Genomic DNA, 16,126 nt, shown 5'->3' with positions numbered 1-16,126 from the left:
GCTAGAGTGTCACGTACGGTTCTGTGAGAGGGTGCAGGGGCAGTTCCTGTGCTCTACTCGATTAATAGCGTCGAGTGAGTATGTACATTGATTTGTTTGCTTTTAACAAGTAATTAGCTTATGTAATGAAACAAAAGAATTGTTGATAAGGCTTTTGCAATGATTGATTTGCTTAAACACTATGATTTGCTTAAACACTATGATTTAGTAAAAATCATCACATGCAACAATTTGCCAGTCAATGAATTTATCTTAATATAATTTAATCAAACGAAGTATTAGACAATAGAGGTGTAATTAAAAAAGTAATATAACCATTAATAACTTATTAAGTTAAAAATATTTTTAGATGTTTTTAGGATTATGAGCACATTTACACACTGATGTGTATTTGATGGGTTGGTATTTAACTAATTGTTTTAAAATGGAGAAATAGGTAAGTTATGAATAAAAAATACATTGTTTTAATGAGCTCAATTTTACTTTCTACTTCTGCTTTAGGCACATCTATCCTTTACCCTGAACAACCAAAAGATGCACACCTTTCGCCAAAAGAAATTGAGCAGCAGCAAGATCTAACAGGCGGTAAAAACAAAGATGCAGAATTAATCCATGAACTTAGCAAAGAAACTGCCCTGGTTGAGGGACCTTCCCCACATCTTACATTTCATATGGGGCTTTCAGCAGAAGGTCAAAATTTCGTTGGTGGGAGCATAGAAAATAAAGGTAAAGTTTCTGTGCATGGTGGATATATTGTCATTCTACCTTTAGATGAAAAATGTAATCCACTTAACCCAATATTGCATGAATTTGGAAAGATTGGTTCAGGTGAAATTCTGCCTTTTAGAGCACCTGTTGAACAGCCATTAAGTGCCTATAGAGTTATTGGTTTCAACGCATTTGATGACATGGGATTCCCAATAGATTCAGTAGACGATACAGTGCAAATTATCACTAAAAGAATGCCAGAAGAAAGAAAAGCATGTGAAGCAAAGAGAATACAGTAAAGTAGATGTGCATCTATAAACATACTTTATGTTGCTTTTTTTCTGCGTTTTTTCTGTTTTTTGCTTACTTCAAATTGAAAATTTTAAGTAACGAACTCTAATTAATAAAAGTTAGTCAGTAAATTGAACAACTAAGCATTTCTTTATGATAATATATCAAGTAATTGTGGCAAAATGACAAATAACCATGCAATTTGCGGTATTTTTTGAAAAATGATATTAATTTACCCTAATTATCAGGAGAATTTAGAATGCGTTTATTACATACAATGATAAGAGTTGGTGATTTACAGAAGTCTATAGATTTTTATACTCAGATCCTTGGGATGAAGCTTTTAAGAACAAGTGAAAATCCAGAATATAAATATACTCTGGCTTTTGTCGGCTATGCAGATGAATCAGAACAAGCTGTAATCGAGTTGACATACAATTGGGGAGTTAGCAGTTATGATCTTGGAAATGCTTATGGACATATTGCTCTAGGTGTTGATGACGTTGCTGAAACCTGTACCCAAATTAAAGCGCAAGGTGGAAAAGTGACACGTGAGGCTGGCCCTGTTAAAGGGGGAACAACAATTATTGCATTTGTTGAAGATCCAGATGGATACAAAATTGAGTTAATTCAAAGTGAAAATATAGGAAAAGGATTAGGTAACAGCTAATGCATCATAATGATTTTTCTGCGCTTAGCGATAGATTTAGAGGTTTCTATCCTGTCGTTATAGATGTAGAAACAGCGGGTTTTAATTCTAAAACTGATGCACTTTTAGAAATAGCCGCTATAACTTTAAAAATGGATGCAGATGGTTGGCTAAGTCCCGATCGTACTTTTCATTTTAATATACAACCTTTTGAGGGATCTCTTCTAAATCCTGATGCTTTGGCATTTAATGGAATTGATCCTAGTAATCCTTTGAGAAATGCCGTTGATGAGCAAACTGCTCTTGAAGAAATTTTTAGAGAGATTCGTCAAGGAATCAAAGATACGGATTGTTCTCGAGCAGTGATGGTAGCACATAACGCTAATTTTGATTTTTCTTTTGTCATGGCAGCTGCTGAACGCGCTAAGATAAAAAAAAATCCTTTTCATCCATTTGCTACATTTGACACAGCTGCCTTAAGTGCATTAGTTTATGGCCATACAGTGCTGGCTAAAGCGTGCCACCTAGCAGGTATTGGTTTTGATAATAGTCAAGCGCATTCTGCTCTTTATGATACTAATCAAACTGCTCTTTTATTTTGTCAAATTGTGAATAAATGGAAAAGATTAGGCGGTTGGCCTATGAATATTGACAATTGATATTAGCGCTTTTAGCGAAAAGCCTGTAAACCCTCGTCCAACTAGACTTGGATATAAGAGTGCTCTTTTAGGTGTTCTTACCATTTTACAGTCTATATTAATCGTTTCGCTTGTAGAACCTCCAGTACTACAAGCGAAAAAGCATAATAACCAAAGCTCGGCTCAATTACTCGGCTTGTAAAAAGGTGTATTTCAATTCCTTTCTTAACGTCTGTTAGATGATTTCAAATTATTGACCATGATACTGACTAAAGGTTCACGGATAAATAAAAAATAGGGGAAGATGTCCGGCTATTCCATCCATTTCTAAGATCACAATTTCCAATTTTTCAGCCGCCGATAAAAATGCTTGCTAGTTTTACCCTGTTTGTTATAAAGAATATAATAGCAACATCAACGCGGCCCTCAGCATCTAGCACAAACGGATAGATGATTTAAACCTGGTGGGATTCGTTGTTTCTGCCCATAAAAGCTTATGAAAATAAACGTTATCAAAGGTTTTATCAGATAAAGTGGGAAGTATGGCCTTTTAGCGCGGGGAGCAATCAAGATAAAATTCCAACGAATAAGATCATCTCTTCAATACAGGTACTAGTATAAAAAAGTATTGTAGTATGCTTTTTTACGGGTATAATTAAAGTTATGTAAATAAAAAACCTCTGTGATCTTGTTTAGATTAGCTGTGATTGGACAGCAACATTTGAATAATATCTAAGCTATCTTGTTGATACAAGTTTTTTTAGAGTAACACCGATATAAATCCAGAAATAATTGCACTATTCTCTGTTGTACTAGATTGGTCCTTCAGTTTTTTATCGTGCGTTGTTTGCTGAATTTTTTAACATATAATAATTATTAAGTTCTTTATTCGTAGGGACTAAATGAACCTAAAGTGATATTATGAAAAAAACTATCTGTATAATTTTTGTTTCAGTATTTCTTTCCTTGTTTTCAGTAAATTCTACTTTCGCAAATAATGAGAGTGAATCTACTCAAAAAGGAGTTATTGAAGTGGAAACAGATGATGAAGAAATGAATCAAGCGATACGAAATGCTCGTGCTTCAATAGATGAATTTTTCCGAGCTCTTGAAGATCCTGCAGCTGAAGTTGAAAGCTTTGGCATGAAAGTGTTAATTGTTAATCCTCAGACAAATGAAGGTGAGCATATCTGGCTTTCTGATATTAAGAAAGTGGATAATCAAATTGAGGGTTCAATTGCTAATCAACCTGCCTATGTTACACATTTATCGCTAGGCCAAAGATACCGTTTTGATGTTGTTGACGTTTCCGACTGGGCATATACTAAGGATGGCCAGATGAAAGGCAATTTCACTATGTGCGCTCAATTTAAGTATATGCAATCTGAGGAAGTTGAATATTACCAACAGAACTATGGTATAGAATGTAATTAATTAAACAAAAATGGTCTACCAGCTTTTCAAGCCAATTACTGAGTTTCCCTTCTAAATACAATTTAATGAACAACATAAGGTTTTAAAACGGAAATTTATTTTCCGTTTTAAAACCTTATGTTGATATGTTCGCTATTTAATTTAATTCCCATCTTATACAATTACCTCACTAATTTTTTAAAAAAATACCCCAAAGTACTGACATCTTAACACTAAAATACAGAGTAGGTTTTGTTATGCGTGGTAGCACCCCAAAGGATCAGAGATTACTTCATATCATTGAGCAATTAAATGAATCTGGCAAAGTTAAAGTAAATGTACTAGCTAAAAAGCTTGGAGTGACGGAAAGAACCATTCGCAATGATTTGAGTTTATTAGAAAAAAATGGGATTTGTTCAATTCATTATGGTGGTGCTGAAATACTAGGGCCTATAAGTCAGCATATTTTTCAATTATCGGGATTAAAAAATATTATTAATAGTTTATCAATTTATCAAGATACTCAGGAGCTTTCTATGATGACAAATCATAATAAACCAGAGGTGTTTGTTTTAGGTTCATTTAATGTCGACATCGTTTCAGAAGTGGTAACATTCCCTAAAAGTGGCCAAACGGTTAGAGGGAAGTCTACACATTTTTATGCAGGTGGAAAAGGGGCTAATCAAGCTACTGCTGCGGCGAACGTCAATAATCATGTCCATTTTACAGCAAAAGTTGGCAGAGATGAGTTTTATGAGATGGCAAAAACGTACCTTCAATCAACTAAAATCAATAGTTTATCCTTATTCGAACACCTCTCTGTGCATACTGGAAATGCCATAATAATTGTTAATACAGAGAATGCAGAAAATTTTATTACCATAAATCCAGGTGCCAATGAGACTTTGACCAGATCTGAAATAGATTCTCAGTTAGATTTTCTAAAAAAAGGGCGGGTTTTTTTGACACAATTAGAAAATAATTTTGAGATGACTGAATATGCATTAACAAAAGCAGCAGAGTTTAATTTGCAAGTCATCTTAAATCCAGCGCCTTATTTACCTGAGGTAAGATCAGTATTAAGTAAAATTGATATTTTGACCCCAAATGAAACAGAAGCTTCTGATTTAACAGGAATAGTTGTTGAAGATATTAACACAGCTAAGCAAGCGGCACTAAAGATTCATCAGATGGGAGTAAAAAAAATCATTATTACGTTGTCTCATCAAGGAGTACTTTTTTTCGATGGCAATGAGTATTTACATTTTCCAGCTTATAAAGCCATCCCTATAGATACATCAGGAGCAGGGGATGCATTTAATGGTGCTCTAGCTGGTGCATTAGCAAATGGTTGCGATATTCACTATGCGATTCAGTATGCTAATGCATTTGCTTCTTTAGCAGTCGAACGGAAAGGGGCCTCAAATATGCCAAGTCACGATTGGGTTTTAAATCGCATTCAATCAGAGCCACTCTATCGTATGCAAAGGGTTTAACAATATAAATAAAGATTTATCTAAATACATATTTATTAATACAAACTAAAAATGAAACAGGAGTGTCACAATGTCTAATAACCAATCTATTCCTATTATTTTTGATACAGATCCGGGTATCGATGACGCCGTAGCCATCATTGCAGCACTATTTGACCCTAAAATTGATATGCGGTTAATGACGACAGTCGCGGGCAATGTAGATATTGAAAAAACAACGTTTAATGCTCAAAGATTAACTGCATTTCTTGGGAAAAAAATCCCACTAGCAAAAGGTGCAAAAGCGCCATTAATTAGAAATTTGGATAATGCAGCGCATATACACGGTCATTCAGGCATGGATGGCTTTGATTATGATGATGAGCTTACACCACTGCTTGCTGATAATGCAGTAAATGAAATGTATAAATTATTGATGTCTTCGAATGAAAAAATAACGTTAGTTCCAGTAGGGCCACTGACTAATATTGCTTTACTTCTAACATTATACCCTGAGGCAAAAGAAAAAATTGCTCGAATTGTATTGATGGGGGGATCTGCGGGAAGAGGGAATCATACTCCGAATGCAGAGTTTAATATTTTTATAGATCCAGAAGCAGCAAAGATTGTTTTTCACGCAGGTTTACCGCTTGTCATGGTTGGATTAGATGTCACGCGACAAGCAATATTACCCCCTGAAATCATAGATGCACTACCTAAAATGAATTACGCATGCAATATGCTTCATAAAGTATTTGGTCATTATCGGTCTGGTAGCATGAAATCAGGATTAACAATGCATGATTTATGTGCAATTGCGTATATTTCTAAACCTGAACTATTTGAAACTAAGGCGTGTTTTGTAGATATAGAAACAAGTAGTGAACTTACTTTAGGAACTACAGTTGTTGATATTTTTAATAAACTGGGTAAATCTCCTAATGCTTCAGTTTGTTTGGGGATCAATGTAGAGGGTTTTAGAATTTGGGCTAAGAATGCATTGAGCCGAGTCAGTTAAATTCAAAATGAGGTTTCTATGATTGATATAATTATTCCTTTAACAATATTCATCATTGCTGGATATTTAATTGCTAAAAACTATGATGCTAAAGCTATTTTATTTATAGCTGGATTAAGCTTACTCTATTGTGCTGTATTTGCAGGAAAAATCATTTTAGATGAGAAAGAATCTACAGGGGTAATCTGGTTAGATCCCTTAAAGATGGTTACATTAATATTCATTAAACAATTAGGGAACATAGGATTAACTATAATGGTTTTGTTTGGTTTCTCAAGTTATATGACACATATTGGTGCTAATGATGTCACTGTGCATTTACTAACAAAACCATTAAAAAAAATCAAATCTCCTTATTTTCTAGTGCCAGTAATTTTTCTTTTGGGAAATTTACTTTCATTAGTCGTGCCAAGTGCTTCAAGTCTTGCTGTTTTATTGATGGCAACACTTTACCCAGTACTTAAATTCTCTGGCATGTCAACTTTGACAGCTGGTGCAGTTATAGCGACTACCGCTACTATCATGCCTACCCCACTTGGCGCTGATAATGTGCTTGCCGCTGAAAAGCTAGGAATTCCATTAGTGGAGTATGTGACTTACTATCATGCACCAGTCTCTATTCCAACACTATTTCTGATGGCTATCGCGCACTATTTTTGGCAAAAATTTATGGACAAAAAACAGGTGGTTGAAGATACTGGTATAGATAAAGATAAACTACACATTGTGCAAGATTTGCCCCCTTCTTATTATGGGTTGTTTCCTGTACTTCCATTATTATTTGTGTTTGTATTGGGAATATTTTTTAAAGAGATAAAAATTGGTATTATTGAAATTACATTTATCTGTTTAGGCATAGCTCTTTGCGTTGAATTAATTAGAAAAGGAAAAGTCAAAGAAACAACAAAAGACTTAGGGATCTTTTTTAATGGAATGGGGGCGGGGCTAGCCCAAGTTGTTTCTTTAATTGTTGCGGCGAGTCTACTTGTTGAAGGATTAAAGAAACAAGGCACAATTGATATGATAATTAACAGCGTAGAAAATATCGAAAATGTTGGTATTTTTCTCACGTTAATTTTCACTAGCGCGACGGCTATAATAGGGTTTATCAGCGGAAGCGGTTTGGCTGTTTTTTACTCTTTTATTAATATTATTCCAGAAATTACTGCCGGTTTAAATGTTAATAGTGTTTCCGTTGCCTTGCCTATGCAATTAACGGCAAATCTAATTAGATCTGCTTCACCTGTGGCAGCAGTTATCATCATTGTTGCGGCTATTACCAAATCAAATCCTTTTGATATAGTAAAGAGAACATCCATCCCTGTTATAATCGGTATATTAAGCACGCTGATATTATCAATATTACTTTTTAGCTAGTTTTATTCTATTCGATTTATCTTCCTCAATTAATTTATGGGGGAGATATTTCAAATAATCACTGCCTTCTTTGTAAAAATCATATTATAATTATCTAGAAAATAATTTTAATCTTAAATTATCTATTTTTGATTAAAAAGGAACTATTTAGTTATTTTATGATATCACTGAATTCCCCAATTATTGGACATGATAAATGAGTGAGCAGTTTGAATTTTTTGAAATCCCTAGCCCTTGCATTAGAGTATGCCAAACGAACGAAAAAGGTATATGCATGGGATGTTTTAGGAATAGAGCTGAAAGATTTGAGTGGCTCAATTACAATAATACTCAAAAAAGAGAAGTCATTAGATTGACTAAACAGCGATATGCTCGATATGTCAGATCAAAGAAAGCTGCAATGCAACAGTCTAATGTCCCTTCACTAAACCAAATCGTTGTTGATCAGTTGCCTCTTTTTGATGAAGAATAGCTTCTTCGGCTTACCCATAGTATCAATAAAAAATGGTGTAATTGCATGTCCAATCCTAGATCATCTAACCCTAACCCTAACCCTAACCCTAACCCTAACCCTAACCCTAACCCTAACCCTAACCCTAAACATAAATATTAAATTTAATATTAATTTTTTGCTTATCAACCTATAAAAAATGTTCTTTAAAATATGTTTTTTAAATTATGTTATGAACATTAGTTTTTTTAAAGCGGTATACTCGTATCAAATTTACTCTGATGGGTAATAAAAAGAGCTCTTACGTTGCGAATGTTGAACTGAGAGGAGAGTAGTTTATTGACTAACGTATGATATTCATCCATTGACTCAACATTTAAAATAATAACAATATCGCTATTTGCTGCCACACGATAGCACTGTTTCACAGCAGATTGTTTGATAAGTGCATTTTCTAGCAAAGTAATGGCATCACTGGTTTGTTTCTCTAAAGTAATTTCTACAATGGCTTTAATAGACTCTTTAAAGTGATTAGCATTTAATATCACCACCTCCTTTTGAATATAGCCTAAACTCTTTAAACGGCTAATTCTACGTAAGCAGGTCGCTGATGATGTATGCATTTTTTTTGCTAGCGCTTCATTGGTGAGACTTGCATCTAATTGAAGAGCTTTGAGTAATCGAATGTCTAGTTCATCAAGATCAAAATTTTCCATAAAAAATACACTCTTGTTTTTTGTTAGCTAAGCACTCTACTTTTAAAAAATCAAATATAGCTCTATATGTTCAAAGGCTTAGAAAAAAAATCTATTTAGTGGTATTCTAGCATATATCCTTTTTACAATTATAGTATTCCTTTACCTTGGACAATTTCCTTTTTATTATGTTTATGCAGACGAAGAAAAAATATGATGGACGTATCTGAATTATTAGATGGACTCAATGATAAACAGCGTCATGCTGTAAGTGCCCCAAAGCAAAATTTATTGGTGCTAGCAGGAGCAGGTAGTGGCAAAACAAGGGTTTTAGTTCATAGAATTGCTTGGTTAATGGCACTGGAAAATTTATCTTCCCACAATATCCTTGCAGTAACGTTTACAAATAAAGCGGCTAAAGAAATGCAGCATAGGATCAGTGCACTCATGGGAAATGCTCATCAGGGCATGTGGATTGGTACATTCCATAGTTTAGCACATCGTTTACTACGTACTCATGCTGAGGAAGCTTTACTTCCTAAAACTTTTCAAGTTATCGATCCTGACGATCAGATAAGGATGGTCAAACGTATTTTAAAAGCGTTAAATTTGGATGAAAAAAATTGGCCAGCAAAGCAAGCTGTTTGGTATATAAATAATAAAAAAGATGAAGGTTTAAGACCTAAAGAAATCGAAACTTATGGAAATAAAATAGATGAACAGTGGAAGAATATTTATTCTGTTTATCAAACCTCATGCGATAGAGCAGGTTTAGTAGATTTTGCTGAATTATTACTAAGAACCTATGAGTTATTAAAAAATAACCCTAATATACTTGCACATTATCAAGCTAGGTTTTCTCAAATTTTGGTGGACGAATTCCAAGATACAAATCATATTCAATATGCATGGATAAAACTTTTAGCAACAGGGCAATTGCCCTCTGGATATGATTCAACACCTGCTAATGTAATGATAGTTGGGGATGATGACCAATCTATTTACGGTTGGCGTGGTGCTCAAATTGAAAATATACGTCGATTCACACGCGATTATGACGGTGCTGAAATCATCCGATTAGAACAAAATTATCGTTCGACATCCCCTATTCTAGAAGCAGCAAATGCACTTATTTCTAATAATCAAGACAGGATGGGAAAAAATCTTTGGACTGAAAATAAAGAGGGTGGATTGATTAGCATTTACGCAGCCTTTAATGAATTAGATGAAGCACGCTTTGTTGTTGATCAAATAAAAAAATGGCATGAAGCAGGTAAACCCCTTGCACAATGCGCTGTACTTTATAGGAGTAATGCTCAATCTCGGGTTATTGAAGAAGCTATGATCCAAGGAGGAGTTTTTTATCGTATCTATGGTGGAATGCGTTTTTTTGATAGACAAGAAATTAAGGATGCATTGGCTTATTTAAGAATTATTTCAAACCGAGATGATGATGCAGCCTTTGAACGTATTATTAATGTACCGCCAAGAGGAATGGGAGAGAGAACATTAGATACACTACGTCAGCATGCAAGGCAAAATGAGTTTACCTTATGGCAAGCCTCATTATCTTTACTAGAAAAAAATATATTACCAGGCCGCTCAGCGGGTGCGGTGCAACGTTTTATTGAATTAATAGAAGCATTAGATAAAGAGACCTATCAGGAAGAATTGAACGCCCAAGCTGCTCATATTATAAAACACTCTGGCTTATATGATTATTACAAGCAAGAACAAGGTGAAAAAGCGGAAACTAGAATAGATAACCTTGAAGAGCTGATAAATGCCACAAAAGAGTTTTTGATTACGGTCCAAGATTATGAGATGACTCCGCTTCAGGCATTTTTAGCCCATGCCTCATTAGAAGCCGGCGAAACTCAAGCAGAGGCTCATCAAGATGCGGTGCAAATGATGACAGTTCACTCTGCAAAAGGATTAGAATTTGAGCAGGTCTTCATTGTGGGACTTGAGGAAGGAATTTTCCCGAGTCAGATGTCAGGTGAGGATGAGACCAGACTTGAGGAAGAACGACGTTTAGCTTATGTGGGCATTACACGTGCTAGAGAAAAATTAACGTTATCGTACACAGAGGTTAGGCGCCTATGGGGCAATGAAGTTAGGCATAAGCCTTCTCGGTTTATTTCTGAATTGCCTGAAAATTTATTGGAAGAAGTGAGATTAAGAGGCGCTATTAAAACCCCATCTATACAAAGAAATGCCTCAACCCATAAGTTAGCTGCTACGTGGAATTCTTCAGAATACCAACTTGGTCAACGGGTTACACACTCTAAATTTGGAGATGGTACAATCATCAATATTGAAGGAGAGGGTGCTCATACAAGATTGCAAATTGCTTTTCAAGGACAAGGAATCAAGTGGTTAATTGCCAGTTATGCTAACTTAACTAAATAATGTCATAATAACAAAAGGCTAAACTGAATGAGTCGCATCATTTTTTAGCCCATAACGTAAAGTCAATTTGCAACAATAGGCAGAAAAGTCTGCTTATTCCAGTTCAGTTTGTTTCGTTTCATTGCCAAGAAATGCTACTGCAATAACTCCGAGTAGTATAGTCAGCGCAAAAAACAAAAAGATGGTAGTAATTGAATAATTAAAGCTAATCATATAGCCAACCAGCAAGGGCCCTAAAATACCCCCTATGCGACCAAATGCTGCTGCCATTCCGACGCCTGTACCTCTAATTGTTGTTGGATAATGTTCAGGAGTATAAGCATATAAAGCGCCCCAAGCCCCTAAATTGAAAAACGACAATAACATACCATAGCCGATTAGCATTGCAGCACTTTGTGCTTGACCAAAGAGATAAGCACTGATTGCTGTACCTATTAAAAATGAGATTAAAACCCACTTCCGACCAATTCTTTCTATTAAAAAAGCGGCTAAAAAGTATCCTGGGAGTTGAGCTAGGGTCATAATTAAAATATATTGAAAACTCTTAATAAGGGTAAACCCTTTTCCTATCATGACACTCGGTAACCATAAAAACATGCCGTAATATGAGAAAACGACGGTAAACCATAATATCCACAGCATTGTTGTTGACTTAAGATAAGGTCTTGACCATACTAGATTGAGTTTTTTTCCTAAAGAGAGTTTCTCTTGCGTTAATTGTGTGTTTACAAACTTTGGTGAGTCAGGCAATTTAAGCCTCAAATAAATGGCATAAAATGCGGGTAGTGCGGTTAATAGTAAAGCAACTCGCCATCCATAGGTCGGAATAACAAAGTAGGCTATTAATGCCGCTAAAATCCAGCCTGCTGCCCAAAAACTTTCGAGTAAAACAACAATTTGTCCTCGTTTGTTAGCAGGAACACTTTCAGAGACTAGAGTAGATGCTACAGGTAGCTCACCCCCTAAGCCGGCACCTACGAAAAAACGTAGGATAAGGAAAAGGCTCAGTGTATTAGTTAACGCAGATAATCCACTGGCGACAGAAAATAGGATTAAGGTAAAAATGAAAACCTGTTTGCGTCCAATCCTATCTGATAAGATCCCAAAAAAAACAGCCCCAACCGCCATTCCTATGGAATTTACACTGCCAATCCACCCCAGTTGAGTTGGATTAAGCTGCCAATCTTTCATTAGAGCTGCAATGATAAAAGAGAGTATACCGACATCCATTGCATCAAACATCCAAGCTAAGCCTGAAATTCCTAAGAGTTTTTTTGTAGATAAAGTGGATGGTTTACTGTGCGTTTTAAATGGTTCAATTTCTACATGAGACATTAATAACTCCTTAGTAGTTTCCCTTATTAAAAAAAGTAGACGCATAATAGCATTCTTGTTTAATAAATCAAACAAAATAACAGTTAAAATTTATTTTTATTATTTATATGAAACCTAACCGCAGTGAATAAACTAACAGATTAGTCAAAACTTGAGTGGCCGGCTTATTGAATGTTCTAGCGATTTGAAATCTTATCGCTGAAACTTCAAGAAAATCATTCCGTGGGGTTCCTTAAAAGGAGTGGGGATAATGATGATTTGTTATATTTAGAGCTTGATAAAGGCTTAATCTTCAATCGAGTCTAATTTACCTAATTTTTTACTTAGATTTCTGTAGTGCTCTAATTTAATGTCAAAATATTCTAAAAGATCTGTTGGAATATTTTTTTTAATTTCATTAATATTAACTAATTGCCCATACTTCTCTTCATAGGCAACTGATGATGCTGCCATATCAACTTGAAGAGTGCGCTGCTCGTCAATAGTTTTTAATGCTAGGTTATGAAGTGTTTGAGTCATAATCAGTTACTCTCTCTCTTATCAAAATCTAAAGTAAACAAAGTCAATAAAGTAAACAAAGTCAATAAAGTAAAAATAAAAAGAATAAGAAAAAAATAGTGAATTAAAATAATTCTAAGTATCATACCAAAAAACAAAGGAAGATATATATCTTCCTTTGTTGAGTAGATAAACTTAAAAAAGATGGGCTATATTTTACAATTAACCCATCCATAAAAATGGCAATTACACCTTAGCTTGAAAAATAACAGTGTCAGCCTTTTGAGTATAATAGTCAAGTTCATTAAAATTAAGGTAACGGTAAGTGTCATCCTTAGTTTTGTCAACATGAGACATTGCCTCTAAGTATTCATCTAAAGTTGGAATTCTACCTAAAATTGCAGTCACAGCAGCCAGTTCAGCAGAGGCTAGATAGACATTTGCATCTTTACCTAAGCGGTTAGGGAAGTTTCTAGTTGAGGTAGAAACTACTGATGCACCATCTGCCACACGGGCCTGGTTACCCATACATAAAGAACAGCCAGGCATTTCTAAGCGAGCACCACTGCGGCCAAATTTACTATAATAACCTTCTTCCGTTAATTGTGCCGCATCCATTTTTGTGGGTGGTGCTATCCATAAACGCGTTGGAATTTGTCCATTAAACTGATCGAGTAATTTACCCGCCGCTCTAAAATGACCGATATTGGTCATACATGAGCCAATAAATACTTCATCAATTTTATCATTAGCAACCTCAGAAAGTAATCTTGCATCATCAGGATCATTAGGTGCACATAAAATAGGTTCTTTAATATCAGCTAAATCAATTTCAATGATTTCAGCATATTCAGCATCCTTGTCAGCTTCCATAAGCTCTGGATTAGCTAGCCATTCTTTCATTTCATTAATACGACGTTCAATTGTTCTTTGGTTACCATAGCCCTCTGCTATCATCCATTTGAGCATGATGATATTTGAGTTTAGATATTCAATGATAGGCTCTTTATCTAATTTAATGGTACATCCAGCTGCTGAACGTTCAGCAGAAGCATCGGCTAATTCAAATGCTTGCTCAACTTTAAGTTTAGGCAAGCCTTCAATTTCAAGAATTCTTCCAGAGAAAATGTTTTTCTTGCCTTTTTTCTCAACAGTTAATAGTCCTTTTTGAATTGCGTAGTAAGGAATCGCATGAACTAAGTCACGAAGGGTAATACCAGGTCTCATCTCTCCTTTAAAACGAACCAGGACAGATTCTGGCATATCAAGTGGCATAACACCTGTTGCGGCAGCGAAAGCCACTAAACCTGATCCTGCTGGGAAAGAGATACCGATAGGGAAGCGTGTATGAGAGTCACCACCTGTACCCACAGTATCAGGCAGTAACATACGATTTAACCATGAGTGAATAATACCATCGCCTGGGCGTAAAGAAACGCCGCCACGATTCATAATAAAATCAGGAAGCGTATGGTGCGTTTCAACATCTACAGGTTTAGGGTATGCTGCTGTATGACAGAAAGATTGCATCACAAGATCAGCAGAGAAGCCAAGACAAGCTAAATCTTTAAGCTCATCACGCGTCATTGGACCTGTTGTATCTTGTGAACCAACAGAAGTCATTTTAGGTTCACAATATTCACCAGGTCTTACCCCGGCAACACCGCATGCTTTACCCACCATTTTTTGAGCGAGGGTAAAGCCTTTATTGCTTGCAGCTACAGCGGCATTGTTGCGAAAGAGATCAGAATGTCCAAGGCCCAGAGATTTACGTGCCTTATTTGTTAATCCACGGCCTATGATGAGAGGAATACGCCCACCAGCTTGGACTTCGTCAATCAATACTTCTGTTTTCAATGAGAAAGTTGCTAACACGTCATTGGTACCATGTTTACAAATTTTTCCTTCATATGGGTACACATCAATCACATCGCCCATGTTAAGGTTTGATACATCGACTTCAATAGGAAGCGCACCAGCATCTTCCATTGTATTAAAGAAAATAGGGGCTATTTTACTTCCTAGGACAACACTACCAGCTCTTTTATTTGGGACAAAAGGAATATCGTCTCCCATAAACCAAAGGACAGAGTTGGTTGCCGATTTACGAGACGATCCTGTACCTACAACATCTCCTACATAGGTTAAAGGGAACCCTTTTTTGTTTAGTTCTTCAATTTGCTTGATGGGGCCTATTGCACCAGGTTCATCAGGCACAATTCCCTCGCGTGGATTTTTAAGCATTGCAAGTGCATGAAGAGGAATATCGGGCCTTGACCACGCATCTTGAGCTGGAGACAGATCATCTGTATTAGTTTCACCTGTTACTTTAAAAACGGTCAGAGTAATTTTATCTGCCAGTTTAGGCCTGGAAGTAAACCACTCAGCATCAGCCCATGATTGAATGATTTTTTTAGCGTGTTGATTGCCTGCTTTTGCTTTGTCTTCTACATCATAGAAATTATCAAACATGAGAAGAGTATGGGAAAGGGCTTTAACTGCAGTTGGTGCTAAATTATCGTCATCTAGGGCATCGATGAGAGGTTCGATATTATACCCCCCTTGCATCGTTCCTAATAATTCTAACGCTTTAATTTTATCAATAATGGGTGATTGTGCTTCACCTTTGACTATAGCTGATAAAAAGCCTGCTTTTACATATGCGGCCTCATCTACTCCTGGGGGAACACGTTGACTAATAAGTTCAAATAAAAAATCCTCTTCGCCGGCAGGCGGATTTTTTAATAAAGTGACAAGATCAGCTACTTGGTTAGCATTTAGAGGCTTAGGTGCGACACCCTCAGCGGCTCTTTGTGTAACGTGTTGGCGATAGGATTCTAACATTCGATAACTCCTTACTAGTCTGTAATAAAAAAGGGAGATCAATCCCAATAAGCAAAAACTTAAAAACTTTAGGTTTAGTATAAAAAAGGTTTAGTATAAAAAATTAGTCGATATCCTAAGCATAGCAATATTTAATTAATTTGTTAATGCTTGAAAGAAATTAAAATGTGATTAAGTGCAGATATTTAGTTATATTTTTCATTTAGTGTGTTTTTAGAGTATAAAACAGTCGATTATGGGATTGAATTTTCAAATTTATACTCAATGGAAATCAAGATGCAGGTTTTAGCACCTGAAAATTATCAGTCAGCCTTGTTCGTAG

The 16,126-nt window shown here is 35.7% G+C and carries 14 protein-coding genes; 10 read left to right on the top strand and 4 right to left on the bottom strand.

What is annotated here, in order from left to right:
- Nucleotides 1–443 precede the first annotated feature (443 nt).
- From ACFFIT_RS10670 to ACFFIT_RS10630, 9 genes are all read left to right on the top strand, one after another.
- Nucleotides 444–1,007: a hypothetical protein gene (locus ACFFIT_RS10670; RefSeq protein ID WP_385877655.1), complete on the top strand. Its 564-nt coding sequence runs from the start codon at nt 444–446 to the stop codon at nt 1,005–1,007.
- Between the two features lie 251 nt (nt 1,008–1,258).
- On the top strand, nt 1,259–1,669 hold the full coding sequence (gloA, locus tag ACFFIT_RS10665) for a lactoylglutathione lyase (protein WP_385877654.1): 411 nt from the start codon (nt 1,259–1,261) through the stop codon (nt 1,667–1,669).
- A complete protein-coding gene (rnt, locus tag ACFFIT_RS10660; RefSeq protein ID WP_385877653.1) occupies nt 1,669–2,307 on the top strand; it encodes a ribonuclease T in 639 nt (212 codons plus the stop codon). The genes gloA and rnt overlap by 1 nt, the downstream gene beginning before the upstream one ends.
- The gene (locus ACFFIT_RS10655) at nt 2,297–2,488 is read left to right on the top strand and encodes a hypothetical protein (protein ID WP_385877652.1); all 192 of its coding nucleotides are present in this window, start codon (nt 2,297–2,299) and stop codon (nt 2,486–2,488) included. The genes rnt and ACFFIT_RS10655 overlap by 11 nt, the downstream gene beginning before the upstream one ends.
- Before the next feature lie 719 nt (nt 2,489–3,207).
- Nucleotides 3,208–3,720 (top strand): YegJ family protein, encoded by a 513-nt coding sequence (locus tag ACFFIT_RS10650; protein WP_385877651.1) that lies wholly within the window; start codon nt 3,208–3,210, stop codon nt 3,718–3,720.
- A gap of 236 nt (nt 3,721–3,956) precedes the next feature.
- The gene (locus tag ACFFIT_RS10645) at nt 3,957–5,195 is read left to right on the top strand and encodes a PfkB family carbohydrate kinase (protein ID WP_385877650.1); all 1,239 of its coding nucleotides are present in this window, start codon (nt 3,957–3,959) and stop codon (nt 5,193–5,195) included.
- A 70-nt stretch (nt 5,196–5,265) separates the two neighbouring features.
- Nucleotides 5,266–6,192, top strand: coding sequence for a ribonucleoside hydrolase RihC (gene rihC, locus ACFFIT_RS10640; protein ID WP_385877649.1), 927 nt, complete (start codon nt 5,266–5,268; stop codon nt 6,190–6,192).
- An 18-nt stretch (nt 6,193–6,210) separates the two neighbouring features.
- Nucleotides 6,211–7,569, top strand: coding sequence for a C4-dicarboxylate transporter DcuC (gene dcuC, locus ACFFIT_RS10635; RefSeq protein ID WP_385877648.1), 1,359 nt, complete (start codon nt 6,211–6,213; stop codon nt 7,567–7,569).
- Between the two features lie 196 nt (nt 7,570–7,765).
- Nucleotides 7,766–8,041 (top strand): DUF1289 domain-containing protein, encoded by a 276-nt coding sequence (locus ACFFIT_RS10630; protein WP_385877647.1) that lies wholly within the window; start codon nt 7,766–7,768, stop codon nt 8,039–8,041.
- A 227-nt stretch (nt 8,042–8,268) separates the two neighbouring features.
- Here the strand turns inward: ACFFIT_RS10630 and ACFFIT_RS10625 are convergent, their stop codons facing one another.
- The gene (locus tag ACFFIT_RS10625; RefSeq protein ID WP_385877646.1) at nt 8,269–8,736 is read right to left on the bottom strand and encodes an Lrp/AsnC family transcriptional regulator; all 468 of its coding nucleotides are present in this window, start codon (nt 8,734–8,736) and stop codon (nt 8,269–8,271) included.
- A 195-nt stretch (nt 8,737–8,931) separates the two neighbouring features.
- Here ACFFIT_RS10625 and uvrD point away from each other — a divergent pair, with 195 nt between their 5' ends.
- Nucleotides 8,932–11,127 (top strand): DNA helicase II, encoded by a 2,196-nt coding sequence (gene uvrD / locus ACFFIT_RS10620; RefSeq protein WP_385877656.1) that lies wholly within the window; start codon nt 8,932–8,934, stop codon nt 11,125–11,127.
- 93 nt (nt 11,128–11,220) lie between these two features.
- Here uvrD and ACFFIT_RS10615 read toward each other — a convergent pair whose 3' ends face one another.
- The 3 genes from ACFFIT_RS10615 to acnB all read right to left on the bottom strand — a co-directional run bounded on the left by ACFFIT_RS10615 (nt 11,221) and on the right by acnB (nt 15,804).
- On the bottom strand, nt 11,221–12,462 hold the full coding sequence (locus ACFFIT_RS10615; protein WP_385877645.1) for a niacin permease NiaP: 1,242 nt from the start codon (nt 12,460–12,462) through the stop codon (nt 11,221–11,223).
- A 285-nt stretch (nt 12,463–12,747) separates the two neighbouring features.
- Nucleotides 12,748–12,981 carry a DNA polymerase III subunit theta gene (locus tag ACFFIT_RS10610; protein ID WP_385877644.1) on the bottom strand — a complete coding sequence of 78 codons (234 nt, stop codon included), beginning with the start codon at nt 12,979–12,981 and terminating at the stop codon, nt 12,748–12,750.
- A 225-nt stretch (nt 12,982–13,206) separates the two neighbouring features.
- The gene (gene acnB, locus ACFFIT_RS10605) at nt 13,207–15,804 is read right to left on the bottom strand and encodes a bifunctional aconitate hydratase 2/2-methylisocitrate dehydratase (RefSeq protein WP_385877643.1); all 2,598 of its coding nucleotides are present in this window, start codon (nt 15,802–15,804) and stop codon (nt 13,207–13,209) included.
- Nucleotides 15,805–16,126 lie beyond the last annotated feature (322 nt).

The organism is Thorsellia kenyensis (assembly GCF_042432445.1).
Lineage (GTDB): Bacteria > Pseudomonadota > Gammaproteobacteria > Enterobacterales > Thorselliaceae > Thorsellia > Thorsellia kenyensis.
The sequence above is the reverse complement of the archived record's forward strand: the minus strand, read 5'-3'. Positions and strand labels throughout refer to the sequence as shown.